At 71.4% G+C, this 13,261-nt stretch carries 7 protein-coding genes; 4 read left to right on the top strand and 3 right to left on the bottom strand.

The genetic code is table 11. From position 1 onward, the window contains the following. The first annotated feature begins 146 nt into the window (after nt 1-146). The 4 genes from recC to arfB are packed head-to-tail and all read left to right on the top strand — an operon-like array spanning nt 147 to nt 9,890. A complete protein-coding gene (gene recC / locus HWX09_RS03400; RefSeq protein ID WP_027784009.1) occupies nt 147-3,482 on the top strand; it encodes an exodeoxyribonuclease V subunit gamma in 3,336 nt (1,111 codons plus the stop codon). Next, nucleotides 3,479-7,189, top strand: a complete 3,711-nt coding sequence (gene recB / locus HWX09_RS03395) for an exodeoxyribonuclease V subunit beta (RefSeq protein WP_027784010.1) — start codon at nt 3,479-3,481, stop codon at nt 7,187-7,189. The genes recC and recB overlap by 4 nt, the downstream gene beginning before the upstream one ends. Next, complete coding sequence (locus HWX09_RS03390) at nt 7,186-9,489, top strand: AAA family ATPase (protein ID WP_027784011.1); 2,304 nt, start codon at nt 7,186-7,188, stop codon at nt 9,487-9,489. The genes recB and HWX09_RS03390 overlap by 4 nt, the downstream gene beginning before the upstream one ends. Further along, complete coding sequence (arfB, locus tag HWX09_RS03385; protein WP_027784012.1) at nt 9,486-9,890, top strand: alternative ribosome rescue aminoacyl-tRNA hydrolase ArfB; 405 nt, start codon at nt 9,486-9,488, stop codon at nt 9,888-9,890. Before HWX09_RS03390 ends, arfB begins: the two co-directional genes overlap by 4 nt. A 50-nt stretch (nt 9,891-9,940) precedes the next feature. Here arfB and HWX09_RS03380 read toward each other — a convergent pair whose 3' ends face one another. From HWX09_RS03380 to HWX09_RS03370, 3 genes are all read right to left on the bottom strand, one after another. Continuing rightward, on the bottom strand, nt 9,941-11,221 hold the full coding sequence (locus HWX09_RS03380) for an EAL domain-containing protein (RefSeq protein ID WP_027784013.1): 1,281 nt from the start codon (nt 11,219-11,221) through the stop codon (nt 9,941-9,943). A gap of 512 nt (nt 11,222-11,733) precedes the next feature. Further along, nucleotides 11,734-12,660: a DMT family transporter gene (locus tag HWX09_RS03375; protein ID WP_027784014.1), complete on the bottom strand. Its 927-nt coding sequence runs from the start codon at nt 12,658-12,660 to the stop codon at nt 11,734-11,736. A 145-nt stretch (nt 12,661-12,805) separates the two neighbouring features. Then, nucleotides 12,806-13,060 (bottom strand): hypothetical protein, encoded by a 255-nt coding sequence (locus tag HWX09_RS03370; protein ID WP_027784015.1) that lies wholly within the window; start codon nt 13,058-13,060, stop codon nt 12,806-12,808. Between the last annotated feature and the right edge of the window lie 201 nt (nt 13,061-13,261).

Raw genomic sequence — 13,261 nt, 5'->3', positions numbered from 1 at the left:
GGCGTATTGACTGGCGACGAGTCTATCGTATTTCGCGGCTCGCAAAAGCTGGCTTTCCGGCCGAGGTTCGCGGCGGCGGCCCATTTGCTATCCTTGGTGATCCTGTTCGCCCGCTCCCGCCGGTGCGAGGTTCCGACGCCCGCTTCATGCTCCATCTTTTCTATTCGAACCGTCACGAAACGCTGGCCGACGCGCTGCTCGAGGATCTGGCCGCGTTCCCGGCCCGCAGCGGCCCGTGGGCGCCGCAACAGGTCATCGTGCCGAGCGCGGCGCTGCGCCGCCGCCTCGAGCTCGACATCGCCGCGCGCAATGGCGTGTGCGCGAACGTCGAGTTCACGTATCTCGCGCAGTGGCTGTGGGCGCAGATCGGCCGCGTGCTGACGGTGCCCGCGCGCTCGCCGTTCGCGCCCGACCGGCTCGTGTGGCGCTGCTACCGGCTGTTCGCGCAGGCCGACGGTGCGCCGTGGCTCGCGTCGCCGCGGCTGGCCGCCTATCTGTCGGCCTCCGACGATGCGATGCGCTACGAACTGGCTCACCGCGTCGCGGCCGTGCTCGATCACTACCTGACCTATCGCCCCGAATGGCTGGCCGCGTGGCAGGCCGGCGAATCGGTGCTCTCGGGCGACGGCGCGCCGCGCGGGATCAGCGACGCCGCACGCGACGACGAGCGCTGGCAGGCCGCGTTGTGGCGCGCGTTGCTCGCCGAGCTGAGCGACAGCGGCACGCCGCCGGCGCACCGCTTCCTCGTCGAGGCGCGCCATCTCGATGCCGAGGCGCTCGCGCGTGCCGACTGGCCCGAATCGGTCAGCGTGTTCGCGCTGCCGACGATGCCGCCGCTGCACGTCGCGCTGTTGCGCGAACTGTCGCGCTGGATCGACGTGCGCATCTACGCGCTGAACCCGTGCCGCGAATTCTGGTTCGACATCGTGACCGCCGCGCATGCCGAGGCGCTCGATGCGGCCGGGCGGCGCGACTACCAGGAGGTCGGCCATCCGCTGCTCGCCGAATGGGGCAGGCAGACGCAGGCGCAATTGCACATGCTGCACGAACTGACCGAAAGCGCCGCGTCGGGCGATGCGTCGCGTTTCGTCGAGAATCCCGCGCCCACCTGGCTGGCGCGCGTGCAGAACGCGATCCTCGAACTGCAGCCGGAGGCCGAAACCGGCGACACGCCGGTCGAGCGCGGGATCGAGGTGCATGTTTGCCACAGCCTCGCGCGCCAGCTGGAGGTGCTGCACGACCGGCTGCTTGCGTGGTTCGACGCCGATGCGAGCCTGCAGCCGTCCGACGTGCTCGTCGCGGTGGCTGATCTCGCCGCGGCGGGGCCATTGATCGACGCGGTGTTCGGCACGGCCGGCGGCGGTGGTGCGCGGGTGCCTTACCGGATCACCGGTCTGCCGCCGTCGCAGGCGAATCCGGTCGCGCGCGTGCTGCTCGACTGGCTCGCGTTGCCGGAGCGGCAGGTCGGCGCGCCGGAGCTGGTGGAATGGCTGCGCGTGGATGCGGTGGCCGCGCGCTACGACATCGACGCGGCCGCGCTCGAAACGGTGCAGACCTGGCTCGCCGCCGCCGGCGCGCGGCGCGGACTGTCGCCGCTCGCGAGCGACGACGTGGCCGTGCCCGCGCCGCGCCATACGTTCTCCGATGCGCTCGCGCGGCTCTTTCTCGGCTATGCGATGCCCGAAGGGTCGGCGCCGATCGGTGCGTGGCTGCCGATCGAGGCGGCCACGGGCAGCGAGGCCGAACTGCTCGGCCGGCTCGCACGGTTTACCGACGATCTCGACGGCTTCGCGCGGCGGCTCGCGGAGTCGCACACGCCGCGCGGCTGGAGCGAACTGTTTGCCGACACGCTCGCGCGCTTCTTCGACTCGGGCGCCGCGTTTGCGGATGCGCTGGCCGGCGTGCGCGACGCGCTCGACGCGATGTTGGCCGCGATGACGGAGGGCGCGCCCGACGAGGCGCTGCCGGCGGCCGTCGTCCGCGCGGGGCTCACCGCGGCGCTCGACGATCCGGCCCGCGGGGGCGTGCCGTGGGGCGGCGTCACGTTCTCGTCGCTGACGAGCTTGCGCGGGCTGCCGTATCGCGTCGTCTGCCTGCTCGGGATGGACGACGGCGTGCTGCCGAGCCTCGCGCGCGCGGACGAATTCGACCTGATGGCCGTGCTGCCGAAGCTGGGCGACCGGCAGCGCCGCGACGACGAGCGCAACCTGTTTCTCGACCTGCTGCTCGCCGCCCGCGACCGGTTGTTGATCGCCTATACGGGCCGCAGCATTCGCGACAATGCGCCGTTGCCGCCCGCGGCGCTCGTCGACGAACTGCTCGATCATCTCGCGGACGTCACGGCCGGGCCCGGCGCCGCACCGGACGCGGTCGATGCCGCGCGCCGCGCGTTCATCGTCGAGCACCCGCTGCAACCGTTCGCGGCCGCGTATTTCCAGCCGGGCAGCCACCTCGTTTCGTATGACGCCGAGCGGGCGACGCTCGCGTCGCTGCTGGCCGCCGAAGCATCGCGCGATGGCCCGCGCGAGCAGCCTTTCTTCGCGCAGCCGCTGCCGGCGGAGCCGGTCGAGCCCGTCGCGTTCAGCGAATTCGAACGTTTCTGGCGCCATCCTGCGCGTGCGTTGCTGCGCGGCCGGCTCGGCATCGTGCTGGCCGATGCGCAGGCCGAACTGCTCGATACCGAGCCGTTCGCGCTGGATTTTGCCGGCAGCGACGCGCTTGCCGAGCGCGTGCTGCCGCTCCTGATCGAAGCGGGCGGCGGCGGCGTGCACGATCACGCGCTGCGCATTGCGGATGCGAGCCCCGAACTGCCCGGTGGCGCGACGGGCGCGGTATGGCGCGATCAGGCGCTCGGTTCGATGACGCAACTTGCGTCGAACGTGCGCCGTGCGCTGGCCGACGGCATCGAGCGGCGGCCGTTCTCGCTCACTGTCGTGCCGAAGTGGCCCGATACCGAGCAGGCGCTGTTCGGCGCCGACGACGCAATGCTGGCGGCCGACGCGATGGGCGCGCCGCTCGAATTGCATGGCACGCTGAATCGGCTGACGCCGGCCGGGCAGGTCATCTATCGCTATGCGCGGCCGAGTGCGCGCGATTACCTCTCCGCGTGGCTCGCGCATCTCGTCTACTGTGCGATCGAGCCCGGCGGCCCGCGTCGCACGCTGTGGTTCGGCAGCGGCGGTGCGTTCGAACTGACGCCCGTCGCGGCGCCGCTCGAACGGCTCGCGCCGCTGGCCGCGCTGTTCCGCGCGGGGCGGCGCATGCCGCTGCGGTTTTTCCCGCGCAGTGCATGGGCGCGGGTGTCCGACGGCGAGGCCAAGGCCGCGAGCGTGTGGATCAACGAGCGGGTCGTGAGCGAAGCCGACGATCCGGCCATCGCGATCGCCTGGCGCGGCGCGCATCCGTCGCTCGACGAGCCGTTCGGCACGCTCGCGCGGCTCGTGTTCGAGCCGCTCGTCGAGCATCTGAAGGAGGTCGCATGAGCGCCGTGTCGCAGTCGCAGCAGGCGCTCGAACTCGACGTGTTCGCGTGCCCGCTCGATGGTGTCAACCAGATCGAGGCGTCGGCCGGCACCGGCAAGACCTGGAACATCTGCGCGCTGTATGTGCGCCTGCTGCTCGAAAAGGATCTCGGCGCGGACGAAATCCTCGTCGTGACCTTCACGAAAGCGGCGACGGCCGAACTGCACGAACGGATTCGCAGCCGGCTCGCGCAGCTGGCGCACGCGCTCGACACGGGCGACGACGGCGGCGATCCGTTCATCGCGCGTCTGTGGGAGACCACGCTCGGCGACGGCGGCGCGCTCGATCCCGAGACGGCTGCGAAGCGGATCCGGCGCGCGCTGCGCGCGTTCGACCAGGCCGCGATCCATACGATCCACGCGTTCTGCCAGCGCGCGCTGCAGGAAGCGCCGTTCGCGGCCGCGATGCCGTTCGCGTTCGACATGGAGGCCGACGACGCGTCGCTGCGCTTTGAACTCGCCGCGGATTTTTGGCGCACGCGCGTCGAACCGGCGGCCGCGCGCTGGCCGGGCTTCGCGACCTGGCTCGTCGAATCGGGGGCCGGCCCGGCCGCGCTCGATGCGCAGCTCGCACGCCGGCTGAAGAAGCCGCTTGCCGCGCTGCGCTGGGACGGCGTGACCGAGCCGGACGAATCGGCCGAAGCGGCCGCGGCCGAATGCTTCGCGGAAGGCGCGCGCATGTGGGCGGCCGAGCGCGAGGCGATCGATGCGCTGCTGCACGCCGCGCAGCCCGCGCTCAATCAACGCTCGCACAAGCCCGACGCGGTCGCTGATGCGCTCGCCGCGTGGGCGGTGCATTTCGAGCAGGGCGACGCGACGGCCGCGCTGCCGAAAGCCGCACTGAAGCTCACGCAAACCGCGCTGACGAAGGCGACGAAAAAAGGCGGCGCGACGCCCGCACACGCGTTCTTCGAGGTGGCCGACGCGCTCGAAGCGGCCGTGGCCGCTGCCGAGGCCGCCCAGCGCGCGCGCTGGCTCGCGCTGATCGCCGAATGGCTCGACATGGCGCCGGGCGAACTGGCCGAGCGCAAGCGCACGCGGCGCGTCGTGTCGTTCGACGATTTGCTCGCGAACCTGTATCACGCGCTGCACGCGCATCCGTGGCTCGCCGAAACGCTGCGTGCACGCTATCCGGCCGCGCTGATCGACGAGTTCCAGGACACCGATCCGCTGCAGTTCGCGATCTTCGACCGGATCTTCGCGCCGGCCGGCCCGCTGTTCCTCGTCGGCGATCCGAAGCAGGCGATCTACAGTTTCCGCGCGGCCGATCTGCATACCTATCTCGCCGCGCGGGCACGGGCGAGCGCGTGCTACACACTCGCGGTCAACCAGCGCTCGACGCCCGCGATCGTCGAGGCGTGCAACCGCTTCTTCATGTCGAATCCGCGCGCATTCGTGCTCGACGGGCTCGACTATTACGCGGTGCGCGCCGGCACGCGCGTGCGTGCGCCGTTCGTCGACGAAACCGATCCGGGCCCGGCCGGCGATTTCCGGGTGTGGGCGCTGCCGGGTGGCGAAGGCACGTTGCTCAAGCGGGATGCGCAAGCGCAGGCTGCGCAGGCTTGCGCGGCCGAGATCGCGCGGCTGATGCGCGGCGCGCGCGAGTCGCGCGTGCGGTTGGGGGACACGCCGTTGTCGCCCGGCAACATCGCGGTGCTCGTGCAGACCCACCGGCAGGGTAGCCTCGTGAAGCGCGTGCTCGCGACGTGGGGCATCGGCAGCGTCGAGCTGGCGCAGGCGTCGGTGTTCTCGACCGGCGACGCCGAGCAACTCGAACGCGTGCTGGCGGCGATCGATGCGCCGGGCGACCTGCGGCGTCTGCGCGCGGCGCTCGCGTCCGACTGGTTCGGGCTCGATGCCGGCGCGCTGTGGCGCATGGAGCAGGGCGACGGCGATGCGCAACCCGGTGCGTCGGCGGCCGACAGTGCCGACGCGATGAGCTGGGTCGAGCGCTTCTCGCGGTATCGGTTGCTGTGGCGCGAACGCGGTTTTGCGGTGATGTGGCGCACCTTCACGCGCGAGCTGCGGATCGCCGAACGGCTGATGGCCGGTGCGGACGGCGAGCGCCGCGTGACCGACATCAACCATCTGGCCGAGTTGACGCAGGCGCGGGCATCCGCGCAGCCCGGCATCGCGCCGACGCTGCGCTGGCTCGCCGCGCAACGGCTCGACGGCGGCGGCGAGGAAGCGCAACTGCGGCTCGAATCCGATCGCAACCTCGTGCAGATCGTCACGGTGCACAAGTCGAAGGGGCTCGAATACGCGATCGTGTTCTGTCCGTTCCTGAACGACGGCGGGCTGCGCGAGCCGCCTTCGTCCGCGCTGCCCGATGCGCGCGAGTATCACGACGACGCGGGCGATGCGGTGCTGCATTACGGATGCGACGACGAGGCGTCGGCGCACGCGGCGCGGCAGGCGCTGCGCGAGCAGGCCGCGGAACGCGCGCGGCTCGTCTACGTGGCGCTCACGCGCGCGGTGTATCGCTGCTATGTCGTCGCCGGGCCTTACCTGTCGTCGCGCTCGACGCGCGAAGCGCGGCGCAGCGTGCTCAACTGGCTCGTCGCCGGTGCCGGCCATGCGTTCGATGCGTGGCTCGACGAGCCGCCCGACGAAGCCGCGCTCGATGCTGCATGGCGCGCGCTTGCGGGCGGCCCCGTGAGCGTCGCGCCGCTGCCCGTGCCTGCGCGCCGCGAGCGTCTCGCGGCCGGGCACGACGCGTCGCAGACGCTCGCGGCGCGCCATGCGACGCGCATACTGCGCGATGCGTGGCGGATGGCGAGCTTCAGCTCGTTGACCGCATCGATGGCACGCGAGGAGGCGGGCGTCGCGGCCGTGCCCGACGACGAACTGCGGCCCGATCACGATGCGCTTGCCGCGCTGACGCCGGACGGCGAACTGATACTGGCCGATACGGTGGTGGCCGCCCCGCCGGACGACGACATCCTCGTGTTCCCGCGCGGTGCGGCGGCCGGCGAATGCCTGCACCGCCTGTTCGAACTCAGCCGGTTCGCGGAGCCCGAATCGTGGCACCAGGCCGCGCTCGGCGCGTTGCACGACCGGCCGGTCGAGGCCGAGCCGGAGCTTGCGACGCGTCTGCCGGCGATGATGGTGCGGCTCGTCGACGACGTCGTGCACACCGAGCTCGTGCCGGGTATGCGGCTCGCCGATCTCGATCCGGCCAAGCGGCTCGACGAAATGGGCTTCCTGTTCCCGGCCCCGTCGCTCGACCTGACGGCGCTGCGCCGGCTGCTGGTCGCGCACGGCTATCCGGACGTTGCACTGGAGGCGGGCACGCTCGCCGGTTTCATCAAGGGGTTCATCGACATGATCGTCGAACACGACGGCCGTTTCTGGATCGTCGACTGGAAGTCGAACCACCTCGGCACGACGCCGGATGCCTATGGCCCGCGCGCGCTCGACGTCGCAATGGCCGATCACGCGTATCACCTGCAGGCGCTGCTTTATACGGTCGCGCTGCATCGCTACCTGCGCGGCCGGCTGCCCGATTACGACTACGACACGCACATCGCCGGTTACCTGTACCTGTTCGTGCGCGGCGTGCGGCCCGGCTGGCGCAGCGGCGGCGAGCCGGCGGGCGTGCATTCGCGGCGGCCCGCGCGCGCGCTCGTCGACGCACTCGACCGGATGATGGAAGGGGGCCGCGCATGACCGCGACCGACGACATGCTCGAATTCACCGGCGGCCTCGTCGCGCGGCTGCCCGAGCCGGCCGATTTCGGCATCGCGCTCGCGGAAGGCTTCGCGCGCCGCATGGGCGACCTCGCGCGACGTGCCGGTGCACCGTCCGCGTCGGCGCGCTGGGCGGCGCGCGCGGCGTTCGCGACGAGCCGTGCCACCGCCGGTGGCCACGTGTGCGTCGCGCTTGGGGCGCTCGCGCAGCGTTACGAAGCGCCGCTCGAAGAGGTGCGCGCGGCGCTGGCCGCGAGCGGCGTGGTCGCGTTCGGCACGCTCGCGCGCGGCGACGAACGGCCGCTGATCGTCGACCGGCTCGATCACCTGTACCTGTCGCGCTATTTCGATTACGAACGGCGGCTCGCCGATGCGCTCGTCGCGCAGGCCGGTGTCGCCGCGCCCGACGAAGGCCTGTCGCCCGACCGGGTGCGCGACAGTCTCGCCCGTTACTTCGGGCCGGCCACCGGCGAAGTCGACTGGCAGCGCGTGGCGGCGATCGTCGCCCTGACCGGCCGTGTGACGATCGTCAGCGGAGGGCCGGGCACGGGCAAGACGACGACCGTCGTCGGCGTGCTGGCCTGTCTGCTCGATGCGCACCCGGGGCTGCGCATCGCGCTGGCCGCACCGACCGGCAAGGCCGCGCAGCGGATGCAGGAGGCGCTGCACGCGCGCGCCGGCGATCTGCCGCCCGAACTCGCGGCGCGCCTGCCCGACACGTCGTACACGCTACATCGGCTGCTGGGCGGCGGCGGGGCGGCCGGCTTCCGGCATCATCGCGACAATCCGTTGCCGTACGATCTGATCGTCGTCGACGAGGCGTCGATGATCGACGTCGCGCTCGCCGCGCATCTGCTCGACGCGCTCGCGCCGGGCGCGCGGCTCGTGTTGCTGGGCGACAAGGACCAACTGGCCGCGGTCGAGGCCGGCGCCGTGTTCGCGGAGCTGAGCGCGCGGCCGGCGTTCACCGCCGCGGCCCGCACGCGCATCGCGCAGGCGTTGGGCATCGACGAGGCGGCGTTCGTCGCGGCGTTGCCGGTGCCGGACGAAGCCGCGCCGGCAGCGCTTGCGCGCGCGCAATCGGTTTCCGCGTCCGCGCGGGCCCCGGCGTCGCCATCGGCATCGGCGCCCGTTTCGCGCAAATCGGCGCCTCGGCCGAAAGTCGACGTGCGACAGGCGTCGCTCTTCGACGACGAACCGCAGGACGACGAAGTATCGTCGACCGGCATCGCGCCGTCGCCGCCAGCCGAGTCGGCACCGGCCGATGCCGGCGCACCGGGCAATGCGCCGGCCTGGATCGAGGCCGACGAACTCGCTTGGCTCGACACCGTCGAGCTGGCGCCGTTCGACGCGGGCGATGCGGCGCTTGCGTCGGCGACGGCGGCCGCATCGCCGTTGGCCGGCGAAGCCGCTGCCGCGTCCGCGGGCATGCCCGCTCCGGCGCCGCTCGCGGACTGCGTCGTGTGGCTCGAACGCAATTACCGCTTCGGTCTCGATTCGCCGATCGGGCGGCTGTCGCTCGCGATCCGCCGCGGCGACGTGCAGGCGGCGCTCGATGCGCTGCCCGCCGACGACTCGGCAGCCGCGTCGTTTCACGACGATGCGGGCGACACGCTGGCGTCGTCGACGGTCGAGCGGCTCGCACGGCGTTTCGGCGCATACCTCGATGCACTGCGCGACGCGCTGGCCGCGCCGGCGCCCGATCCGCTACCGCTGTTCGACGCGCTCAACCGGTTCAGGATCCTGTGCGCGACCCGCAGCGGCTCGCGTGGGGCGGAACACGTCAATGCGCTGGTGGCCGCGCATGTGCGGCATGCGGCGCGCGTGCCACTCGCGGTCGGCGCGCACTGGTTCACCGGGCGGCCGATCATGGTCACGCGCAACGACTATGCGCTGGGGCTGTTCAACGGCGACATCGGCATTGCGCTGCCCGACGCGCACGGCGTGCTGCGCGTGTGGTTCCGGCGCGCGGACGGCACCGCGCGCGCGGTGTCGCCGGCCGCGCTGCCGCCGCACGAAACGGCGTTCGCGCTGACGGTGCACAAATCACAGGGCTCGGAATTCGACGAAGCCGCGCTCGTGCTGCCCGCGTCGTTCGGTCGGGTGCTCACGCGCGAGCTGGTCTATACGGCCGTCACGCGCGCGCGCACGCGCGTGCAGGTGATCGGACCGCGACGCGTGCTGGCGCAGGCGGTCGCGACGCGCACGCAGCGCGATTCGGGGCTCGCGGCCCGCGTCGACGAGGCGCTCGCCCGGCGCCGCACGGAGGCTTCGCGATGATGATTCGCTACACGCTCGATCCGGCCGAGATCGAATGGACGGCCGTGCGCGCGCAGGGCGCGGGCGGCCAGAACGTGAACAAGGTGTCGAGCGCGATTCATCTGCGCTTCGACATCCGCGCATCGTCGCTGCCGCCGGTCCTCAAGGAGCGGCTTCTCGCGTTGTCCGACCAGCGCATCACGCGCGACGGCATCGTCGTGATCAAGTCGCAGGAATATCGGACGCAGGAGAAGAACCGCGAGGCCGCGCTCGCGCGGCTCGATACGCTGATCGGCAGCGTCGCGTATACGCCGCGTGCCCGGGTCGCGACGCGGCCCACGCGGGCGTCGAAGGAGCGGCGGCTCGAGCACAAGTCGCGTCGCAGCGTGGTGAAGTCGGGGCGCGGGAAGGTGGTCGACTGACGAATGAAGGCAGACGCCCGTCGCACGCGGCCGTCCGCCGTGCGCGCCGGCTATCGCATCACGGTTTCCGCACTGTCGAGCACGAAGTCGACGCAGAACACGACGAGCCGGCTCTGCGCGCGGATCGCGACGGCGGCCGTATAGCAGTCGCGGCCCTCCGTCAGCGAGAAGTGCGGGCCCATCAGCGCGACGCGCCCGGGGGCGGCGATCGCGCGCTGGAAATACGGGCGCCGCGACCAGTTGCTGTGGGTTTCCGGGAATAGCGGCGAGAGGCGGGTCACGCTCGCCTGGCTGTCGTCGAGCGGCGCGCCGATCGACGGCAGGAACTGTTCGCCGGTCTCGTCCGTGACGAACACGCGACGCGCGGCCGGCACCGCGAACACGCGTTGCGCGGCGTCCTGCAGGTTGCCGCTCGCCGAGAACGCGGCCGCGCCGCTGAGCACGAGCCGTTCGATCGCGTCGAAGCCCGGCTGCTGAGCGACCACCGGCATGTGCCGGCGGGCGATGAAGCGCCGCCACGCGGCATCGAGCATCGCGGGCGCGGCCGCGCTCGCGTGCGCGATCGATGCATCGGGCTGACCGAACTGGAAACCCTGCACGAAATCGATGTCGGCTTCCATCAGCGCCTGCAGCGCGTCGTCGTTTTCGACGCCTTCGGCCAGCACCATCGCGCCGGCCTGGTGCAGCATCGACACGAGGTGATGCATGATGCGGCGATCGTCGGCCGAGGCGGTCGAACGCTCGACGAGCGAGCGGTCGAGCTTCACGATGTCGGGCCGCGCCCGCCACACGCGGTCGAAGTTCGAGAACCCCGTGCCGAAATCGTCGATCGCGATCAGGAAATCGCGATGCTGGATCATGTCGATGGTGCGGGCAAGCGCGGCTTCGTCGCGCGCCGGCTGTTCGACCACTTCCAGCACGATCCGGTTCGGGGGCAGCGCGAAATGCCGGCACAGCGCCTCGACGAACTCGCGCTGCACGAGGCCCGTGTCGAGCACGCGCGGCGTCACGTTCAGGAACAGCCAGCCGTCGCCGATTCCCTGCGCGACGAAGTTGGCCGTGTGCAGGCAGCGCGCGAGCCGGTCGAGCAGCAGCGCGTCGGCGTCGCCGCGCGTCTTGTCGAAGAGGGCGGTGGGCGACACCAGCGTGCCGTTCCCGTCGACGACGCGCAGCAGCGCCTCGTAGCCGACGACGCGCTTGTGCGTGATCGACAGCACGGGCTGGAACACGCTGCGCAATGTCGTGGTGCGATAGGTGGCGAGCCAGCCGTGGGGCGTCGGCGTGAGGCGTTCGAGCAGGGCCTCGAGCGACCGGTCGCGGGTGGACTTCATGTCAACGGTGCCCGGAAGCGGGCGGCGGGACGGCGGCGCACCACCACGCCGATGCAGCCGCATGCGCAGGCGGGCGCGAAAGAACGTGGGGCATCGAGACCGCCTTCTGCGGATGAGTTTTCCGAGTGTAACGGGATTGCCGCGGCGCGCGTATCAGGGTAACTCCAGACGCGAACGGTACACCGCGATTGCGGCCCGCGCACCGCGGCGCGGCGACCGGCGCCGCGTGCATCCGTACGGTGCATGACCGCCGCGAAACGAAGCGCGCCGCAGTGGCGGATGACAATCCCGCGACAGCGCGGCGGCATGACCGTGCGTCACTGCCGCCCGATGCGCAGGCTGATGCGGGAAATCCCGGCGGCCAGCCGCCGCCGTCAGACGAATGAGTCGAATGAGTCGAATGCCCGCGCGCCGCGGTGCCGATCGGCGGCGCGTCGGCACACCCGCGTCGCGCCGCCATCGGCATTGCCGCGCGGCGGACGACGGTTCGTGCGCGCCGGGCGCGCCGATCGTCAGGCCGCCTCGCTGCCGCGCGGTCGGACGCCGGGAATCCGCTTGATCACGCCGGTGGCGAGCGCGGTGCCGACGAGCACGATCGCGCAGCCTTCGATCATCACGACCGACACGTGTTCGCCGAGGAACAGCGCGCCCCACAGCAGCCCGAACACGGGGATCACGAACGTCACGGTGATCGCGCGGGCGGGCCCGATATGCGCGATCAGGTAGAAGAAGATGAAATACGCGATGCCCGTGCACGCGATGCCGAGGGCGAGCACCGCGCCCCATGCGTGCGCGCCGACCGGCGCGGCCGGCCACGTCGCGATCGCGAACGGCAGCAGCAGGACGGTCGAGCCGATCATGCTGCCGGCTGCGTTGACGAGCGGATCGACGCCGCTGAGCTTGCGTTTCGTGTAGTTGGCCGCGATGCCGTACAGCAGCGTCGCGCCGAGAGCGGCCGCCGCGGCGAGCGCGGTCGCGCTGGCGCCCGTGTCGCCGTGCGCGTTCGCGATCTGGTTCCACACGAGCGTGAGCACGCCGGCAAACCCGATGACGAGCCCGAGCGCGCGCGGCAGCGACAGCTTGTCCTTCAGCCACAGGTAAGCGACGAGCGCGCCCCACAGCGGCGTCGTCGCGTTGATCACCGACGTCACGCCGGCCGACAGCGTCAGCTCGGCGAACGCGAACAGACAGAACGGGATGCCCGAATTCAGCGCGCCGACGACGAACAGCGGCCCCGCATGACGGCGCAGCCGGGCGGCCAGATCGGCGGGTTTGAAGCGCGTGAGCGCGAAGCCCGCGAGAAACAGCGCGCCGATGCCCACGCGCAGCGCCATCAGCGGCGCGACGCCGAAATCGACCACGCCGATCCGGATGAACAGGAAGGATGCGCCCCAGAGGGCAGCGAGCACGGTCAGCAGGAAAGCGTTCTTGGGCGACATCGATCGGCGAGGGCGGGGGACGGGATGCGACGAATCTTACACCGCGTTACCGCGCCGTCGTTTCACGATCGGATGAAACGACAAGAAACGGGAATCGCACCGTTTGCGGCGGCGGCGGACGGCCGGCCGCGCGCGGCGCGGCCGATCAGTGATGACGCCAGCCGCCGCGTCCGCCGAAGCCGAAATTGAGCGACAGCGCCGGGCCCCAATAACTGCCCCATGCGGGCGCATACGCCGGTGCCGGATAGTAGTAGGCGGGGCCCGGATCGACATATACGGGCGCGGGCTGTACCGGCACCGGCGCCGCCGTGTAATAGCCGCCCGGATAGTAGCCGTACGGGTAATAGCAGCCGGCGAGCGTCGTGCAGGCAAGCGCCGCGGCGACGAAGGTCCTGTTCATGATGTGTCTCCGGCGGAGCCGGCCATCGGCAGATGCTTGAAGCTTAGGCCGAGTACCGATGACACGGTATGAGAAACGGTAACCGATCATTTCCGGGCGGCGGCCGCGCTTGTTTTGGCGCCGCATGCGAAAACGGCGCTTCCGCGGTGCGGAAACGCCGTTGAACCGACCGGCCGATGGCTGGACGACGCCCAGCCGGCC

The sequence above is a fragment of the Burkholderia sp. BCC1208 genome (assembly GCF_902833095.1).
In the GTDB taxonomy this organism is placed as follows: domain Bacteria; phylum Pseudomonadota; class Gammaproteobacteria; order Burkholderiales; family Burkholderiaceae; genus Burkholderia.
The sequence above is the reverse complement of the archived record's forward strand: the minus strand, read 5'-3'. Positions and strand labels throughout refer to the sequence as shown.

Excerpts from the sequence above, each read along its gene's own strand:
- recC (WP_027784009.1), top strand. The coding sequence starts at position 147 with ATGCTCCATCTTTTCTATTCGAACCGTCACGAAACGCTGGCCGACGCG.
- recB (WP_027784010.1), top strand. The coding sequence starts at position 3,479 with ATGAGCGCCGTGTCGCAGTCGCAGCAGGCGCTCGAACTCGACGTGTTC.
- HWX09_RS03390 (WP_027784011.1), top strand. The coding sequence starts at position 7,186 with ATGACCGCGACCGACGACATGCTCGAATTCACCGGCGGCCTCGTCGCG.
- arfB (WP_027784012.1), top strand. The coding sequence starts at position 9,486 with ATGATGATTCGCTACACGCTCGATCCGGCCGAGATCGAATGGACGGCC.
- HWX09_RS03380 (WP_027784013.1), bottom strand. The coding sequence starts at position 11,221 with ATGAAGTCCACCCGCGACCGGTCGCTCGAGGCCCTGCTCGAACGCCTC.
- HWX09_RS03375 (WP_027784014.1), bottom strand. The coding sequence starts at position 12,660 with ATGTCGCCCAAGAACGCTTTCCTGCTGACCGTGCTCGCTGCCCTCTGG.
- HWX09_RS03370 (WP_027784015.1), bottom strand. The coding sequence starts at position 13,060 with ATGAACAGGACCTTCGTCGCCGCGGCGCTTGCCTGCACGACGCTCGCC.